The organism is Nostocoides sp. HKS02, assembly GCF_009707485.1.
Classification (GTDB): Bacteria; Actinomycetota; Actinomycetes; order Actinomycetales; family Dermatophilaceae; genus Pedococcus.
In genome coordinates, this window is sequence record NZ_CP046121.1 from 19173 (window position 1) to 36042 (window position 16870).

The 16870-nt window shown below is 70.8% G+C and carries 15 protein-coding genes and 1 pseudogene; 5 read left to right on the plus strand and 11 right to left on the minus strand.

Features of this window, described 5'->3' with window-relative positions; translation table 11 throughout:
* Positions 1-4 precede the first annotated feature (4 nt).
* The 3 genes from GKE56_RS00090 to GKE56_RS17015 form a co-directional block, all read right to left on the minus strand.
* Complete coding sequence (locus GKE56_RS00090) at positions 5-1525, minus strand: carboxyl transferase domain-containing protein (RefSeq protein WP_154682830.1); 1521 nt, start codon at positions 1523-1525, stop codon at positions 5-7.
* 109 nt (positions 1526-1634) lie between these two features.
* Positions 1635-2243, minus strand: a complete 609-nt coding sequence (locus GKE56_RS17010; protein ID WP_230209061.1) for a helix-turn-helix domain-containing protein — start codon at positions 2241-2243, stop codon at positions 1635-1637.
* Positions 2174-2860 carry a hypothetical protein gene (locus GKE56_RS17015; RefSeq protein WP_230209062.1) on the minus strand — a complete coding sequence of 229 codons (687 nt, stop codon included), beginning with the start codon at positions 2858-2860 and terminating at the stop codon, positions 2174-2176. The genes GKE56_RS17010 and GKE56_RS17015 overlap by 70 nt, the downstream gene beginning before the upstream one ends.
* An 84-nt stretch (positions 2861-2944) precedes the next feature.
* Between GKE56_RS17015 and GKE56_RS17980 the strand changes: the two genes are divergently transcribed.
* From GKE56_RS17980 to GKE56_RS00110, 5 genes and pseudogenes are all read left to right on the plus strand, one after another.
* A complete protein-coding gene (locus tag GKE56_RS17980; protein ID WP_370518426.1) occupies positions 2945-3382 on the plus strand; it encodes a hypothetical protein in 438 nt (145 codons plus the stop codon).
* Between the two features lie 76 nt (positions 3383-3458).
* Positions 3459-3506: pseudogene (locus GKE56_RS17985) on the plus strand (hypothetical protein); the annotation flags it as partial.
* A gap of 19 nt (positions 3507-3525) precedes the next feature.
* Entirely contained in the window at positions 3526-4047 is a 522-nt protein-coding gene (locus GKE56_RS17990) for a flavin reductase family protein (RefSeq protein ID WP_370518427.1), read from the plus strand.
* A gap of 9 nt (positions 4048-4056) precedes the next feature.
* Positions 4057-5376 (plus strand): acyl-CoA desaturase, encoded by a 1320-nt coding sequence (locus tag GKE56_RS00105; protein ID WP_154682831.1) that lies wholly within the window; start codon positions 4057-4059, stop codon positions 5374-5376.
* A 283-nt stretch (positions 5377-5659) separates the two neighbouring features.
* Positions 5660-5821: a hypothetical protein gene (locus tag GKE56_RS00110; RefSeq protein WP_154682832.1), complete on the plus strand. Its 162-nt coding sequence runs from the start codon at positions 5660-5662 to the stop codon at positions 5819-5821.
* Positions 5822-5863: 42 nt separating this feature from the next.
* On the opposite strand, the gene GKE56_RS00115 is transcribed toward GKE56_RS00110, so the two are convergent.
* The 8 genes from GKE56_RS00115 to GKE56_RS00150 all read right to left on the minus strand — a co-directional run bounded on the left by GKE56_RS00115 (position 5864) and on the right by GKE56_RS00150 (position 16799).
* Complete coding sequence (locus GKE56_RS00115; protein WP_154682833.1) at positions 5864-7045, minus strand: CaiB/BaiF CoA-transferase family protein; 1182 nt, start codon at positions 7043-7045, stop codon at positions 5864-5866.
* Positions 7046-7082: 37 nt separating this feature from the next.
* Positions 7083-9014 (minus strand): hydantoinase B/oxoprolinase family protein, encoded by a 1932-nt coding sequence (locus GKE56_RS00120; protein ID WP_230209063.1) that lies wholly within the window; start codon positions 9012-9014, stop codon positions 7083-7085.
* A 1-nt stretch (position 9015) separates the two neighbouring features.
* The gene (locus tag GKE56_RS00125; protein ID WP_154682834.1) at positions 9016-11103 is read right to left on the minus strand and encodes a hydantoinase/oxoprolinase family protein; all 2088 of its coding nucleotides are present in this window, start codon (positions 11101-11103) and stop codon (positions 9016-9018) included.
* A 339-nt stretch (positions 11104-11442) separates the two neighbouring features.
* A complete protein-coding gene (locus GKE56_RS00130; RefSeq protein WP_154682835.1) occupies positions 11443-12339 on the minus strand; it encodes a carbon-nitrogen hydrolase family protein in 897 nt (298 codons plus the stop codon).
* Positions 12339-12962, minus strand: a complete 624-nt coding sequence (locus GKE56_RS00135) for a carbon monoxide dehydrogenase subunit G (protein WP_154682836.1) — start codon at positions 12960-12962, stop codon at positions 12339-12341. The genes GKE56_RS00130 and GKE56_RS00135 overlap by 1 nt, the downstream gene beginning before the upstream one ends.
* Positions 12959-15391 (minus strand): aerobic carbon-monoxide dehydrogenase large subunit, encoded by a 2433-nt coding sequence (cutA, locus tag GKE56_RS00140; protein ID WP_195908192.1) that lies wholly within the window; start codon positions 15389-15391, stop codon positions 12959-12961. The genes GKE56_RS00135 and cutA overlap by 4 nt, the downstream gene beginning before the upstream one ends.
* Complete coding sequence (locus tag GKE56_RS00145; protein WP_154682837.1) at positions 15388-15900, minus strand: (2Fe-2S)-binding protein; 513 nt, start codon at positions 15898-15900, stop codon at positions 15388-15390. Before GKE56_RS00145 ends, cutA begins: the two co-directional genes overlap by 4 nt.
* On the minus strand, positions 15897-16799 hold the full coding sequence (locus tag GKE56_RS00150) for a xanthine dehydrogenase family protein subunit M (protein WP_154682838.1): 903 nt from the start codon (positions 16797-16799) through the stop codon (positions 15897-15899). Before GKE56_RS00150 ends, GKE56_RS00145 begins: the two co-directional genes overlap by 4 nt.
* Positions 16800-16870: the final 71 nt, after the last annotated feature.

Sequence of the window (16870 nt, forward strand, 5' to 3'; positions counted from 1 at the left end):
TCCGTCAGCCGAGGCGCCGATACCGCTCGAGCCGGGCCGCCAGCCGCTCGCGTGGGTCCTGTCGGGCGAGGACGGCGAGCTCGTGCTGGATCGCCTGGGACATGCGCCGGCAGAAGTCCTCGGGCTCGTCCGCGGCGTCCGGGCGCTCAGCGACGATGCGGTCGACGATCCCGTCCGCGAGCAGGTCGAGGGAGCGGACCCGCTGGCTGGCGGCGAGCTCGGCGGCGTGGCTCGTGTCGCGGTGCAGGATCGCCGAGGCCCCTTCGGGAGGCAGCGGGGACAGCCAGGAGTGCTGGGCACTGATGACCCGGTCCGCGGGCATGACCGCAAGGGCGCCACCCCCGGTGCCCTGCCCGAGCAGGACGCAGACGGTCGGGGCGTCGAGCATGACGAGCTCGGCGAGACAGCGGGCGATCTCCCCGGCCAAGCCGCCTTCCTCGGCTTCCTTGGACAGGGCGGCCCCCGCGGTGTCGATGACGGAGACCAGCGGCAGGCCGAGCTCGTGGGCGAGCTTCATGCCGCGGCGTGCGACGCGAAGTCCCTTGGGGGACAACGGCTCGTCGCGCGTCTGCCGGTCGCGATCCTGGCCGAGGACGATGCAGGCAGCGCCCCCGAACCGGGCCAGCGCCATGAGCATGCCGGGGTCGTACTCGCCCTGGCCGGTCCCGTGCAACGGAAGGACGTCGGTCGCGCCCAGCCGCAGCAGGGCGCGGACCCCGGGCCGGTCGACGCGGCGCGAGCGGCTGACCGACTCCCACGCGGGCAGGTCAGGCAGCGGCTCCTTGGGCACGTCGGGAACCTCGGGCGGGTCCTCGCGCGGTGCTCCGAGGACCGCGAGCGCGCGGTCGGCCACCTCGGCCAGCTCCTCGACGGGCAGGATCGCGTCGATCAGGCCGTGCTCGAAGAGGTTCTCGGCGGTCTGCACGCCTTCGGGGAACGGGTGGCCGTACAACGACTCGTAGACGCGGGCGCCGAGGAACCCGATCGTCGCCCCGGGCTCGGCCACCGTCACGTGGCCGAGCGACCCCCACGAGGCGAACACCCCACCGGTCGTGGGGTGCCGCAGGTAGACGAGGTAGGGGAGCCCGGCGTCCTTGAAGGTCGCGCACGCCGCGCTGATCTTGACCATGCCGACGAAGGCAGGGGTGCCCTCCTGCATGCGGGTGCCACCCGAGGCCGGGGCGGCGAACAACGGCAGCTCCTCGCGCCGGGCGCGCTCGAAGGCCTCGACGATGCGTTCCGCGGCGGTGCCCCCGATGGACCCCGCGAGGAAGCGGAACTCTCCCGCGATCACGGCCACCCGGCGGCCGCGGATCAGTCCCTCGCCGGTGACGATGGCCTCGTCGACGCCGGAGCGGTCGCGGGCCGCCGCCAGCTCCGCGGCATACGCCGAGCCCGCGGGGGCCACCTCGGGCACCGGCCCGTCCCACCGCGCCCAGCTGCCAGGGTCCAGGACGCCGGTGACCAGCTCGAGGGCCCCGAGGCGTTCCCGGCGTCCGGTCGTCCCCTGCGTGGCCGTGTCCATGTCGCGCTCCTTCTGCTCCGGAAGTGAGCAGCCTAGGCAAGCCGCGACTCCGGGACGTCGTCATGTCCTGCCCACGTGGCCCCGCGCTGTTGGCATCGCGTCGGCCAGATCAGGCCGGGGGTGTGGCTGCGGCGGCAGCCGGGTTGACCCCCAGCGCGATGACGAGGTCGGCAACCACCTGTGGGTCGTCCAGGGCGTCGCCGAACAGCTCGCGCAGCTGGCCGACGCGGTAGCGCACGGTCTGCGGGTGGACGAACAACGCCTCGGCCACCGGCTCTCGACGTCCTCGGTACAGCAGCCAGAGCCGGAGGGTCTCCTCCAGCCGCTCCTGGGTGGCCGGGGTGAGGTCGGCCATTGGGGCCAGCACGCGCGCACGCAGGTCTGCCCGGGCCTCGGGGTCGGCGGCCAGGACGATCTCGGCCAGGTGGGCGTCGGTGTCGTATGCCGTGTGGTGCTCACCGCGCGCAGCCCGCCCGCGCAGGGCCCGGGTGTGCGAGCCGGCCGCCACCTGCCAGGGCCGGCTCGGCCCGAGAACCGCGTCGTGGCCGTCGAGCAGGCGGACCAAGCGGGTCCGGCCGGTGGCCGTCAGGCGCGGGATGACGATGGCGGCCACGTCATCGGCGCTGTCGACCCCGGGCACGTCCTCGGTCAGGACGAGTGACCGGGCGTCGACCAGGCTGCGCGCGTGATGGAGCTCCCTGTCCGGGACGAGCAGCACCGCGACCGTCTTGGGCAGCTCCCAGCCGGCCCGCTCGGCGCGGCGGACGACCAGCTCCTCGGAGGCCCCCGGAGCAGGTCGAGCGCGAGCCGTTCGAGCTGGCGCTGCTGGGTGCGCTCGGCGCTGGCCAGCTCGTCGGCGTGCCCGGCGACGCTGGCAGCGGAGAGCTCGTCGATGTAGGCGAACACCAGCTCGGCGAACTGCGCGAGCAGGGCGGCGCTCATGCCCGCCTTGACCGCCTCCTCGCTCAGGCCGCGCCAGGACACCCGGGCGCCGATGCGGTAGGCCGACAGCAGGGCATCCAGGCTGCGGCCGCTGCGGGCCTCGCCGCGCCCGAGGCTGTAGGACGCCTCGCGCGCCGGGCCGAGCGGGGTGCTGGCGTCGTCCGAGCGTGCGGCGATGTTGAGGAAGGTCCCCAAGGCCACCCGGACCGCCGTCTCGATGTTGCCCACGAGGTAGTCCCGGGCGCTGGCGTAGCTGGGGACCTCGTCGATGATCGCCTCGACGGCGTGCGTGGCGACGCCGGGCAGGGCTCCCTTGAGCTGGGCGAGCACCTCGGGAGAGAGCCGCAGGCCGGCTGCGCGCTCGGTGGCGGGGGAGAGAGGTTCTGTGCTCATGTTGTTCCTTACGAACAAGAGATCCGGGAAGGCTCACCCCTCGCGGTCAGGAAATTAGCCTACCTGAGCATCCATAGTGGAACCATGACCGCAGTACTCCCATCTCGCGTGACCGGCCCCACCCGGTCGTCACTGCGTTCCGCCCTCCGGCGGGTCGCCGAAGCAACGGTGACCCCGCTGCTCCCCGACGACTACCTCGATCTCGTCGCACCGCTGCGTGCGGGCGCGGACCTGCGTGGCCGCGTCGTCTCGGTGACCCCCGAGACCCGTGATGCCGCCACCGTGCACATCAAGCCCGGCCGCGGCTGGCGCGGGCACGTCCCCGGCCAGTACATCCGCATCGGCGTCGACGTCGACGGCGTGCGCAACTGGCGCGCCTACTCCCTCACCTCGCCGGTGACCGCCCCGGACGGGGTCATCTCGATCACCGTCAAGGCGATCCCCCGACGGCAAGGTCAGCAACCACGTCGTGCGTGCCCTGAAACCGGGCACCCTCATCCACCTCGACCACCCGACCGGTGACTTCACCCTCCCGTCGCCCCGACCCGCCCGGGCGCTGTTCGTCACCGCCGGCTCGGGTGTCACCCCGGTCATGGGCATGCTGCGCAACCACCTCGACGAGCTGCAGGACGTCGTCGTCGTGCACTCCGCGCCGACGCAGACCGATGTCATCTTCGCCGCCGAGCTGCGCGCGTGGGCCCAGGACGGCCGGCTCCCGCCTCGTCGAGCGCCACACCGACCTCGACGGCATGGTCGGGGCGGCCGACCTCGACGAGCTCGTCCCGGACTGGCGCTTCCGCGAGACCTGGGCCTGTGGACCGACCGGCATGCTCGACGCGTTCGAGGCAGCGTGGGCAGACGCCGGGTTGGCTGACCGCCTGCACACCGAGCGCTTCCGCCCCGTCGTCATCGCCGAGGGCGAGGGCGGCACGGTGACCTTCGCCGGTCAGGCCATCACCGTCGACGCCGACGGCGCGACCCCCATTCTCGACGCCGGCGAAGCCGCCGGGGTCCTCATGCCGTCCGGGTGCCGCATGGGCATCTGCTTCGGCTGCGTTGTACCCCTCAAGGAAGGCGCCGTGCGCGACCTGCGCAACGGCGACCTCACCATTGCCGCCAAGGGCGACGGCATCCGCATCCAGACCTGTGTGTCGGCTGCTGCCGGCCACTGCGAGATCGATCTCTAAGGAGACCTCATGACTGCCACCGCAGAGAAGTTTGACCTCACCATCGATGGCTCGGCTGCCTCCACCCCCCAGGCGCCCGGCACCCCGTCGGTGCGCACCGCGAACCCGCGCGCCACCAACAACCGCCTCTCCACGGCCATCGCCGAGCGTCGCCACGTCCCCAAGCGCTCCGGCAAGTCCGACCCGACCGGGCACCTCACCGCCGAGGACGTCGAGGCCCTGGCCATGGAGCTCGACGAGCTGCGCCAGCAGGTCCTCGCGTCCCGCGGGGCCAGCGACGCGGCATACATCCGCAAGGTCATCGACGTGCAGCGCAAGATCGAGCTCGCCTCGCGTGCGGTGCTGCTGTTCTCGATCTTCCCGCCGGCCTGGATCGTCGGCACGGCCGGCCTGTCCGTCGCCAAGATCCTCGACAACATGGAGGTCGGTCACAACATCCTCCACGGCCAGTGGGACTGGATGCGCGACCCCAAGATCCACTCGACGACCTGGGAGTGGGACAGCGCCACCCCGGCCGAGCTGTGGAAGCACAGCCACAACGAGCTGCACCACACGTACACGAACGTCCTCGGCAAGGACAACGACCTCGGCTACGGCATCATGCGCGTCGACGAGGACCAGCGCTGGGTTCCGGCCTACCTCGGCCAGCCGCTCTACAACTTCCTCAACATGTGCTTCTTCCAGTACGGCATCGCGGCCTACGACCTCGAGATCGGCAAGCAGCTGGCCGGTCGCGGCGACAAGGACACCTTCCGCCGCAACGGCAAGCTGGTCCTGCGGAAGGTCGGGCGCCAGGCGCGCAAGGACTACCTGATCCACCCGCTGCTGTCCGGCCCGTCGTTCCTGCACACCATGGCGGCGAACGCGACGGCCAACTTCGTCCGCAACGTCTGGACGCACTCGATCATCATGTGCGGCCACTTCCCGGCTGGGGTCGAGACCTTCGCCCGCGCCTCGATCGAGGGTGAGAGCCGCGGTGAGTGGTACCTGCGCCAGATGCTCGGCTCGGCGAACATCTCGGGCAGCAAGGCCATGCACATCATGTCCGGCAACCTCAGCCACCAGATCGAGCACCACCTGTTCCCCGACCTGCCGAGCAACCGCTACGGCGAGATCGCCCCGCGGGTGCAGGAGATCTGCGAGCGGTACGGCCTGACGTACACCACCGGCCCGCTCTACAAGCAGGTCGCGTCGGCCTGGGGCCAGGTCATCTCACTGTCGCTCCCGAACCCCGAGCCCGGCCGCACCCGCGTGGGCATCGCCGCGGCGACGATCGGCAAGCAGCTGCGGCGCAAGCTGCGCAACCGGCGCCCGGTGCGCACCGCCTGAGCGCACTCCCTCCGCGGAGGAACTTCCCCACGGGGGAGCCGAAGCCGCACAGACATCGAGCCCCGCGCCCCCGGCGCGGGGCTCGATGTCGTCTGAACCCGGTCGTACGACGGCGGATACACCGTTGGCCCCGCGGGCCGCAAGGACATGTTCAGGGTTGGAATACGTCCTTGTGTCGCATGCCAGGGCGGTGCGACGGTGGCGCCACGGGCTGACACAAACGCGATATCGCGCCATTCGACGGGCTGAGGTGGTTTCTCTGATGAAGCCAATTCTGCGAGCCGTGGCAGTTCTCTTCTGCGCATTCATCCTTGCGGTCGTCGCTTGTCTGGCGCAGGGCACGATGGATGAACGCAAGCTCTTCGTCCTCTGGGCCATGTTCGCTTTCGCGATGAATGTGCTCGTGTCGACTGTTCGAAAGCGGTCGGTGAAGCGCGGTGGTTAGCCCGCACCTGCGCAGGACAACTCCACACGTCAGCCGGGCTGGTCAGCCCGCGCTGGCGTCCTGTGCGTCCAGCCACGCGCGGATGCTCTCGTTGTGCTGGCCCAGCAGCGGCGGGGCGAGGTGCTCGGCCCGCCCACCGGCATACGGGTTGTCGTCGAGGCGGATCGGCGGCCCGGGGATCTCGATGGGACCGAGCACCGGGTGGTCGATGTCGAGCACGAGCCCCTGCGAGCGGGTCTGCTCCCAGTCGTAGACGCGGTCGAGGGTGCGCACCTCACCGGCCGGGATGCCGAGCTCGGCCAGCCGGGGCAACAGCTCCTCGAGGGGGTATGCCGCGAACGCGGCATTGAGGGCCGCGGTCACCTGGTCGCGGTTGACGCTGCGTTCACGGTTGGTGGCCATCCCAGGGGTGGCGGGGTCGATGTCGAACGCCTCGGCGAGCTTGCGCCATAGCGACTCGCTGCCGCAGGCCACCTGGATGTCGCCGTCAGCGCAGTGGAACAGCCCATAAGGCGACAGCGACGGGTGGTGGTTGCCCTGGGCGCGGCCGACCTCGCCGGCGACGGTGTAGCGGGTGCCCTGGAACGCGTGCGCCCCGACGATGGCGGCGAGCAGCGAGGTGCGCACGACCCGGCCGCGTCCGGTGCGGGCGCGCTCGTGCAGCGCCGCGACGACACCGTAGGCGCCGTACATGCCGGCCAGCAGGTCGCCGATCGGCACGCCGACCCGCTGGGGGGTATCGGCATCGGGACCGGTGATCGACATCAGGCCGGCCTCGCCCTGCGCGATCTGGTCGTACCCCGCGCGCCCGCCCTGCGGCCCGTCGTGGCCGAAGCCGCTGATCGACAGGACGACGAGCCGCGGGTTGAGCTCGTGCAGGTGCTCGGTCGTGAAGCCGAGCCGGGCGAGGACACCGGGCCGGAAGTTCTCGATGAGCACGTCGCCGTGGCGCACGAGCCGAGTGAGGACCTCACGGCCGTCGTCGGACTTGAGGTCGAGGGTGATCGACTCCTTGTTGCGGTTGGCCGCGAGGAAGTACGTCGAGATCGGGTCGTCCTCGGGTCCGACGAAGGGCGGTCCCCAGCCCCGGGTGTCGTCACCGGTGCCCGGTGTCTCGACCTTGATGACCCGAGCGCCCATGTCTCCCAACATCATTCCGGCATGCGGGCCGGCCAGGGCGCGCGAGAGGTCGATGACGACGATGTCCTCGAGCGGTGCGTTCACGGTCGCAGCCTAGGCGTAGCCAGCCTCGGCGCGACGCTCACAGCCAGTCCACCTCGGCGGCCGTCCTGCCCTCGGCGAGCCGTGCGTAGCCTGGCCCGCGGTCGAAGAACGGCTCCTCGCTCGGGCGGGCGTCGCGCAGCTGCGCCCGCAGCGCGTCGGACGCGGCCTCGTCGATCACCGGCTCGTCCTTGGTGCCCGAGGCCACCACGCCGTATGCCGTGCGCGCACCCTCGAAGGAGACCTTGCCCCAGCGCAGGTCGCGCTCGACCTCGGCGTAGGGACGCTCGAGCGGATCGCCCCAGCCGCCGCCACCAGTCGTGCGGATCCGGATGACCTGTCCAGCCAGCACCGGCTCGGCGTCGGCCAGGGCGTCGACCTCGCGCTCGTTCGGGCCCCCCACGTCGATGGTGACGCTGAACGGCATACCGGCCTTGCCGCCCTTGACTCCCCAGCAGGCGAGGATCGAGCGGTCGGCGATCGACATGAAGTGGGCGTCCTTGAGCATGCGGATCTGCTTCTCGTAGCCCAGCCCGCCGCGGTAGCGCCCCGCGCCGCCGGAGTCGACGGCGAGCCCGAGGCGCTCGACGACGAACGGGAAGCGGCTCTCGGTGAACTCGGTCGGCAGGTTGCGCGAGTCCGGCACGACGTGGATGGTGTCCTCGCCGTCGGCGTAGTACCGCCCACCCGAGCCGCCGCCGAGCACCTCGCGCATCAGGTAGTCCTGGCCGTCGCGGTCCTTGCCGTAGACGCCGGTGTACCGGATGGTCTCCTGGTCGGCGGGCATCTTGCCGTCGACGGCCTTGGCGACGACGCCGGCCAGCACCCCGAGCAGCCTCAGGATGACGAAGGTCCGGGCGTTCGTCGGCGCCGGGAAGATCGGCGTGAGCAGCGTCCCCTTCTCGGGGAAGCGCATCTCGATGAGGGGGACGATGCCCTCGTTGACGTCGAGCTCGGCCATCCGCTCCGGGGTGTCGGCGAGGTTGCGCAGGATGGGCGCGAGCCACTTCTTGAGGAAGTTGCCGCCGACGTAGTCGCCGCAGTGGTTGATCGGGCCCTTGGCCTGCGGCGCCGTCCCGGTGAAGTCGATGATGAGCCGGCCACCGTCGTCGCTGGTCTTGGTCAGCGTGATGCGCTGGGTGTGCAGCCGGGGGTCGTCGACGCCGTCGTGCTCGGCGTAGTCCTCCCAGACGTAGGTGCCGTCGGGGATCTTCGAGAGGATCTCGCGGCGGTAGGTCTGGGTGGTCTGGTCGAGGATGGTGTCGAAGGCCGCCTCGATCGTGTCGCGGCCGTAGCGGGCGAACAGCTCCGAGAGGCGGCGCGCGCCCATCAGGCAGGCCGAGCACTCGGCGTCGAGATCGGCCGCCAGCGAGTCGGGCATGCGCGAGTTGCGGGTCATGATGCGCAAGGCCGCCTTGTTGGGAACGCCCTTGTCCCACAGCTTGATCGGGGGGACGGACAGACCCTCCTCGAAGACGCTCGTGGCGCCGCTCGGCATCGATCCCGGGCACGCCCCGCCGATGTCGTCGTGGTGTCCGAACGCCTGGACGAACGCCACCACCTCGCCGTCGCAGAACACCGGAACGGTCACGCACAGGTCGGGCAGGTGGCCGATCCCGCCCTCGGACTCGTAGACGTCGTTGTGGAAGAAGACATCACCCTCGGCCATCTCGTCGAGCGGGAAGTCGCGCACGATGGGGTGGACCAGCGCCGAGTACGACCGTCCCGTGAGCTTGCGCAGCTGGCGGTCGTGGATGCCGGCGCGGAAGTCGTGCGCGTCGCGGATCATGGGGGAGCGGCTCGTGCGCGCGATGGCGGTCTCCACCTCCATCTCCACACTCGCGAGGGTGCCCTGGACGATCTCCACGAGGATCGGGTCGACCGTCGTCCCCTCGGCGGTGAGCCGGCCGCCGTGCTCGTATGCCGTGGGCAGGCCGGCGGGGTTCACGGGCGCGTCTGCGTGGGTGGTCACGTCAGGCCTCCTTGGTGATGACGAGGTTGCCCAGCGCGTCGACGCGGACGGTGAAGCCGGGGTGGACGGGGACGGTGGAGCCGAACTCCTCGATGACGGCCGGGCCCTGGAGGGTGTCGCCGGACCGCAGATCTGGGCGCCAGTAGACGGGCGTGTCGGCGTAGGCCAGCTCGGCGTCGAAGCACACCGGGCGGGTGAGCTTCAGGGCCCGGTCGGCGAGCAGTGCGCCCCCCTCGGCCCGGGCGACCTCGCGCAGCTCGGGGCGGGTGATCGGCCCGACGCCGGTCACCCGGAGGTTCACCCACTCGACCTGTTGCGTCGGGTCGTCACGGAAGTCGTAGCCGTACAACGCGCGGTGCTCCGCGTGGAACGCTTCGGCGACCTGGTCGGCATACGCCGCGTCGATCGTCTGGCCGTCGGGGGCGGCGACGCGCACCTCGAAGGCCTGGCCGAAGTAGCGCAGGTCGACGGTGCGTGAGTAGCGGTGCTCGTCACGCGGGAAGCCTTCACCATCAAGGGCGTTCGCCGCCTTGTCGGCCAGCTCGTCGAACGTCTTCTGCACGGCTGCGTAGTCGAGTGACTGGTGCTTGGCGACCATGGTCTGGACGTAGTCGTTCTTGACGTCGACGGTGAGCAGCCCGAACGCCGACACGTTGCCGGGGTTCTGCGGGACGACCACGCCGGCGAGGTCCAGGATGTCGACGAGGCGACAAGCGAGCAGCGACCCGGACCCACCGAAGGTCGTGAGCATGAAGTCGCGCACGTCGAGGCCCCGCTTGACCGAGACCTGCCGCAAGGCGTTGGCCTGGTTCCACGCCGAGATCTCGAGGATGCCGGTCGCGCAGTGGACGGGGTCGATGCCGAGTCGGTCGGCGAGGGCATCGATGCCGGCGCGCGCGGCGTCGACGTCGAGGGGGATCTCGCCGCCGAGCAGGTGTGGGGGGATCCGGCCCAGGACCACGTGGGCGTCCGTGATCGTCGGCTCCGTGCCCCCCTTGGCGTAGCAGAGCGGTCCCGGGTCGGCGCCGGCGGACTGAGGACCGACCTTGAGCATGCCCTCGGGCGAGATCCACGCGATCGAACCACCGCCCGCGCCCACGGTGACGACGTCGATCATGGGGATCTTGCTGGGGTACGCCCCGACCGTGCCCTCGGTGGTCAGCGTGGGCTCGCCGTCGAGCACGACCGACACGTCTGTCGAGGTGCCACCACCATCACACGTCAGCACCTTGGAGAAGCCGGCGCGCTTCGCGATCAGGCCCGCGCCCAGGGCTCCGGCGGCCGGGCCCGACAGGACCGTCGTGATGGGCTGGTGGACGACCTCGTCGGCCGACAGAACGCCGCCGTTGGACTTCATGATGTAGAACGGGATGCCGGGCGCGAAGTCCTCGAGGCGCGTGTGGATGTTCGCGACGTAGCGGCTGACGTTGGGCTTCACCGCAGCGTCGACCAGGGTCGTCATCGACCGCTCGTACTCGCGGTACTCGCGCAGCACCTCGCTGGAGATCGACACGATGGCCTCGGGGTGCTCGCGGCGAAGAACCTCGCGCATCGCCCGCTCGTGGGCGTCGTTGGCGTACGAGTGCAGGAAGCAGACGCCGAGGGTGGTGATGCCGCGGTTCTTGAACCACCGGGCCGCTGCCACGGCGGTCTCCTCGTCGAAGGGCCGGATCTCGTTGCCCTGGAAGTCCATCCGGCCACCGACGGTGCGGACGGCGTCTGCAGGCACGATGCGGGGCGGCTTGACCCAGAAGTAGGAGTTGCCGTAGCCGTCGGGGACCGCCTGCCGGGCGATCTCGAGCATGAACTCATAACCCTCGGTCGTGATGAACCCGAGCCGCTCCACCTTGCCCTCGAGCAGCTTGTTGGTGGCGACGGTGGTGCCGTGGCTGACCGCACTGATGTCCGCACCGGGGGCGCCCATGAGGTCGAGCACCTTGGTGACCCCGTTGATGAACCCGTCCGCCGGGTTGCTCGGCGTCGACGGCGTCTTGGTGGTGACCAGCTCGCCGGTGCCCTCGTCCAGGGCCACCACGTCGGTGAAGGTTCCCCCGGTGTCGATCCCGATCCTGATCCGTCGCTGCTCCATGGGTGCGATTCAAACCGACGGGGCGGTCCTGCGGCGTTGGCACAATGTGCCAACCATCCCGCTCAGGTATGCCGCCTGCTGCCCACCCGGCATACCTCGCCTGCGCTCGCCTGCGGGCTCCGGCCCTAGCAGCGTGCGTCGAGGGTGAGGTCGGGCTCGGTGGTCAAGAGGATCCGGTCGAACGGATCGTGCCGAACGAGGGTGTCGAAGTGGGCGATGGCGGCACCGTGTCGTGCCGTGAGTGGGAGCTCGATGAGCCCCGCCGCGCACGCTCCGGTAATGACGTCGCTCCTGGACAGCTTCCCGAGCGATGGCTCCCGGACGGTCGGGAGGCGTCGGTCAGTGGGGGAAGGAGGTCTGCGCGGGGCGCTCGAGGTCGTCGCGGTAGCCGCGGATGAGGTCGAGGTTGCGGTCGCGCAGGTGGTCGAATCCCTGGCTGACATTCGAGCCCGGCGTCAGCGAGGCGAGCGCGGTGTCGGGGTCGAGTCGCGCCGAGACCCAGCCCTCGTGCGACGCGGCCTTGGCGACGATGTGCGCCGTGGGCGTGACGATGTGCGAGTTGCCGAAGTAGAGCACGCCGGCCGCATCGACCCCGGTGGCGTTCGCGCCGATGACGAACACGTGGTTGTCGTAGGCCCGGGCCCGCGAGGTGAGCTCCCAGATGTCGGCGGACCGCAGCAGGGCCGACGGGCGGCAGATCACCTCGGCGCCTTGCACGGCCTGGATCCGGGAGAGCTCGGGGTAGTCGCCGTCGAAGCAGATGATCATGCCGATCCGGCCCAGGTCGGTGTCGCAGACCGTGACCGTGGCGCCCGGGGTCACCCAGCCGCCGCCGTCGACGTGCTCGGTGCAGAACGGGTGGGTCTTGCGGTAGACGCCCATCACGTCGCCGGACCGGTCGATGAGCACCGAGGAGTTGTAGACGGTGCCCCGCTCAGGTCCGCGCTCGTAGGTGCCGAGGACGACGTACACCCCCAGGTCGCGGGCGACGGCCTGGACCGGCTCGGTCACGGGGCCGGGGATCTCGGACACCAGGTCCCACAGCTCGTCGGTGGAGCAGTCGGGGGTGAAGCCGGTCGTCGCCGACTCCGGGAGAACCACCAGCTCGGCGCCCGTGGCGTCCACGCAGCGCCGGGTGAAGTCGACGCACTTGTCGAGGTTCTTGCGCACCGTCTCGGCAGACAACGGCCCGGGTGCTGGAGCGAGCTGCACGGCGGCAGCGGTGAAAGCGCGCATCAACGTCCTCCGATCGCCCAACCCACGATAACCCCGGCCAGGGCGATCGCCCCGCCCGTCAGCACACCCCAGCCGAACTGACGGCCGGTGAAGGCCGCGACCGACGTCCCCACACCTTCGATCGGCTTGGAGCCGGTGGGGACTTCCCCGGTGACTGGCGTCTTGGGCTTCTTCTCCTTGCGAACCCCTGCGATGTCGTTGTCCACGGCCTCGAAGAACTGGCCGGCCATCTTCTTGGTGACACCGGCCAGCATGCGCTGCCCGACGCCGCCGATCATGCCGCCCACGGCTGCGTCGGCGTCGTACGTGAGGTCGGTGCCACCGGCCGCTGAGGGGCTCAACCGCACGACCACGTCGGCGTCGACGGTGCCGGGGCCGCCGGCGCCGGTGGCCTTCATCGTGAACTGGGTCGGGTGCTCGGGGTTGAGCAGCGCCACCGTGCCGTCGTAGGTGCCCTTGATCGCGGCGACACCGGCCGTGACGGTCATCGCGTAGCGGTCCGGCCCGAGCTCGGTGAGCGACTCGCAGCCCGGCAGGCAGCGGCCCAGGACGGCGGGGTCGTGGAACGCGTCCCACACCTGCTGGGGGTTCGACGTCAGGGTGGCGGAGCCAGAGATCTTCATTGGTTCTCCTCGCTGGTGCGGTATGCCGCGTGGTGGGCGAGCGAGGGCAGCTCGCCGCGCGCGTGGCGCGCGCGGAGCTCCCAGAGCTCGACAGGGGATATCGGCATCGACGTGATCGGGAAGCCCTCGGCGTCCTCGATGGCCGAGGCGATGACGGCCGTCACCGGGATGCACCCCGCCTCGCCAGCGCCCTTGATGCCCAAGGGGTTCAGTGGCGACGGCGTCTCGAGGTGGTCGGTCTCGATGAACGGGACCTCGGAGGCGTAGGGCATGAGGAAGTCCATGAACGACGCGTTGAGCAGCTGCCCCGACTCGTCGTAGACCATCCGCTCGTAGAGGGCGCCGCCCACACCCTGGGCCACGCCGCCGTGCACCTGGCCCTCGACGATCATCGGGTTGATCATCGTCCCGCAGTCGTGGACCACGCAGTAGCGCAGGATCCGGATCTCGGCGGTCACCGGGTCCGTCTCGACGATGGCGGCGTGCATCCCGTTGGCGAAGGTCGCCTGGGTCGGTGAGTAGAAGTCCTTGCCCTCGAGGCCGGGCTCGTCGTCGTCGGCGACCGGCGGCTTGGACAGGTCGGTCGTGCCCGCGAACTGGGTGGCTGCCTTGGCCGCCTCGTCGAACGCGTAGCGCAGCGGGTTGGAGAGCACCGAGACGGTGCCGAGGGACATCTGGGTGCCGGGAGCGCCCTTCACCTGGACCACGCCGTCGACGATCTCGAGGTCCTCCACCGCCACCTCGAGGGCGTCGGCGGCGATGCGCAGGGCCTTGGCCTTGACGTTGCGGGTGGCGAGCGCGATCGCGTTGCCACTCATCACCGCCGCGCGGGAGGCGAACGTGCCCACGGCATACGGCATCCGGCGGGTGTCGCCGGTGGTGACGAACACGTCCTCGATCGGCACGCCGAGCTCCTCCGCCACGATCTGGGCGAAGGACGTCTCGTGGCCCTGGCCCTGGGAGGTGAGACCGGTCGAGACGTTGACCCGACCGCTGGTCTCGATCTGGATGTGGCCGCCCTCGTAGGGGCCCACGCCGGTGCCCTCGACGTAGCACCCGATGCCCAGGCCGACCTTGCGGCCTTGCGCCTGCGCCTCCGCGCGGTATGCCGCGAAGTCGTCCCAGCCCACCAGCGCCTTGAGCTTGGCCAGGGATGCCGGGAAGTCGCCCGAGTCGTAGCGCAGCGGCCGCCCGTCCTGGAAGAGCAGGCCGTGGTCCCACGGCATCTCCTCGGGCAGGATGAAGTTGCGCGACCGGACCTCGGCGCGGTCCAGGCCCAGGTAGTCCGCGATGGCGTCCATCGTGCGCTCCATCGCGAAACAGCCCTGCGGTCGCCCGGCGCCGCGGTACGGCGTGACGAGGACGGTGTTCGTGTAGAGCGACCAGAACTCGCAGCGGTAGGCACCCGGCTTGTAGGGGCCGAGCAGCTGGGTCGAGGTGATGATCGGGACGATGATTCCGTAGGGGGTGTAGGCGCCGTTGTCGTGCCAGAACTTCACGTCGAGACCGAGCAGCCGCCCGTCGTCGTCGAAGCCCACCCGCACCTGGTGGAGCTGGCCGCGCTCGTGCGCCGAGGAGATGAAGTGCTCGCGCCGGTCCTCGGTCCACTTCACCTGCTGCCCAAGGGTTTTCGCGGCCCACGGAACGAGGATCTCCTCGGGCCACGGGTGCATGATCTTCACTCCGAAGCCGCCCCCCACGTCGGGCGCGATGCACTCGACCTTGGCCAGAGGCAGGTCGAGCTTGGCCGCGACGGCCGCGCGCACGCCGGTCGAGGTCTGGGTGGAGGAGAAGATGCGCAGCTCGGCCTTCTCGGGGTCCCAGCGGGCGAGGACACCCTTGCCCTCCATCGGCATGCAGGCACTGCGTTCGATGGACAGGTCGAGGTCGAGCACGTGTGGTGCGCCGGCGAGGGCCTCCTCGACGTCACCGTTCTGCTGGACGAGGTGCGCCGCCACGTTGCCCGGCACGTCCGGGTGCACGAGCTCGGCTCCGTCCCGTGCCCGCTCGATGCCCACGACCGGGGCCAGCGGCTCGTAGTCGACCCTGATCCGCTGGCACACGTCCTCGGCCAGGTAGCGGTCGCGGGCGACCACCATCACGACCGGCTCGCCGACGTGGTTGACCTCGTCCTTGGCCAGCGCGTAGGGGGTGCGCCCGTGGGTGAGCGCCGGGTGCGGGATGAGCAGCGGCAGCGGCTCGCCCACCCGGCCCGGGAGGTCCTCGTGGGTGTAGATCGCCACGAGGCCGTCGACCTCGAGCGCTCCGCTCACGTCGATGTCGACGATGCGCGCGTGGGCGTGCGGGCTGCGCACGAAGGCAGCGGCCAGGGCGCCGTGACCGAGATCGTCGAGGTAGCGTCCCCCGCCGGTGACCAGGCGCGGGTCCTCCTTGCGGCGGATCGGCGCGCCGAACATCTTCGTCGTCACGGTCGGGTCCCCGCTGCCCGCTCGCGGCGGATCTCGGCCGCCCGCAGCACGGACTTGACGATGTTCTGGTAGCCCGTGCAGCGGCACAGGTTGCCCGAGATGGCCTCGCGGGCCTCGTGCTCGGTCGGCTCGGGGTTCTCCTCGAGGTATGCCGTGATGGTCGTGAGGAAGCCGGGCGTGCAGAAGCCGCACTGCAGCCCGTGGCACTCGGTGAACGCCTGCTGGACCGGTCCCATGGCCTCGATGGTGCCCAGCCCCTCGACCGTGGTGATGGCGTGCGCCTGCGCGGTCACGGCGAACATCAGGCAGGAGCGCATGGGCGCGCCGTCGACGAGCACCGTGCAGGCACCGCAGACGCCGTGCTCGCACCCGACGTGGGTGCCGGTGAGCTGCAGGTCGTGCCGGAGGAAGTCGGACAGCAGCCGCCGGGCCGGGGCCTGGGCCTGGCGCCGCACCCCGTTGACGGTGAGGGTGATGTCCAGCAGTTCCTCCGTGGTCGGCTCGCTCATCGGGCGATGCCCCTCTCTGCGGCTGAGTCGTATTGTGCGGCAACGGATTTCGCGGTGGCCTCGTCAAGGGCAAGACGGGCCAGCTCGATCGCGAGCATCGCGCGGTACTCCGCCGTGGCGTGGATGTCGCCCTCGGGTTCGATCTGGTCACGCACGGTCGGCGCGACGGCCCTCCAGTCGAGCCCGTCGGCCTCGTGGCCGCGGACCTGGTCGGTCACGTCGACCACGCGGGGGACGTCGGTCACCGAGACGAACGACAGCCGTGCGTCGCGGACTGCCCCGTCGACCACCTGGACCGCCGCGGCGACGCCGGCCATCGCGTAGTCACCGTGCCGGCGGGCCCGCTCGAGGAAGGCGGTGCCGGTCCCCGTGGCAAAGCGCGGGAAACGGACGGCGACGACGAGCTCGTCCTCCGCGAGTGAGGTCTCGAGCGCGCCGAGGAAGAAGTCGGTGGCGTCGATGTCGCGGGTGCCGGCCGTCGAGACCGCCTCGACGACACCGCCGGTGAGGGCCAGCACCGCGGGCATCTCGCCGGCGGCGTCGGCGTGCGCGATCGACCCCACCGTGGTGCCGCGGTTCCGGATGACCGGATGGGCCACGTGGGTGAGCGCCTGGCGCAGCAGCGGCAGGGCGGCATACGCCTCGGGGTGGTGCTCGAGCCTTGCGTGGCGAACCAAGGCCCCGACGCGCACCGCCTCAGGGGTGAGGGTCACCTCCGCCAGACCGGCCACCTGGTTGATGTCGACGAGGTGGGCGGGGGAGGCCAGGCGCATGTTGAGGATGGGGATCAGGCTCTGGCCGCCCGCGAGCACCTTGCCGTCGTGTCCGACCTGCGCGAGCGTCGCGGCGGCCTCCTCGACGGAGCGCGGTGCGTGGTGCACGAACGGTGCGGGCTTCACAGACTGATCCTGCCTTCTCGAAGGGACGGGGGAAACGGGTGTGGGCCCCCGACTGCTCATCGGGGGCCCAC

What these genes read in the sequence shown, in the direction of transcription:
- GKE56_RS00135 (WP_154682836.1), bottom strand. Translation starts at nt 12,962, where the DNA reads ATGAAGATCTCTGGCTCCGCCACCCTGACGTCGAACCCCCAGCAGGTG.
- GKE56_RS00090 (WP_154682830.1), bottom strand. Translation starts at nt 1,525, where the DNA reads ATGGACACGGCCACGCAGGGGACGACCGGACGCCGGGAACGCCTCGGG.
- GKE56_RS17990 (WP_370518427.1), top strand. Translation starts at nt 3,526, where the DNA reads ATGTCATCTTCGCCGCCGAGCTGCGCGCGTGGGCCCAGGACGGCCGGC.
- GKE56_RS00125 (WP_154682834.1), bottom strand. Translation starts at nt 11,103, where the DNA reads ATGGAGCAGCGACGGATCAGGATCGGGATCGACACCGGGGGAACCTTC.
- GKE56_RS00105 (WP_154682831.1), top strand. Translation starts at nt 4,057, where the DNA reads ATGACTGCCACCGCAGAGAAGTTTGACCTCACCATCGATGGCTCGGCT.
- GKE56_RS17980 (WP_370518426.1), top strand. Translation starts at nt 2,945, where the DNA reads ATGACCGCAGTACTCCCATCTCGCGTGACCGGCCCCACCCGGTCGTCA.
- GKE56_RS00130 (WP_154682835.1), bottom strand. Translation starts at nt 12,339, where the DNA reads ATGCGCGCTTTCACCGCTGCCGCCGTGCAGCTCGCTCCAGCACCCGGG.
- GKE56_RS00145 (WP_154682837.1), bottom strand. Translation starts at nt 15,900, where the DNA reads ATGAGCGAGCCGACCACGGAGGAACTGCTGGACATCACCCTCACCGTC.
- GKE56_RS17015 (WP_230209062.1), bottom strand. Translation starts at nt 2,860, where the DNA reads ATGAGCACAGAACCTCTCTCCCCCGCCACCGAGCGCGCAGCCGGCCTG.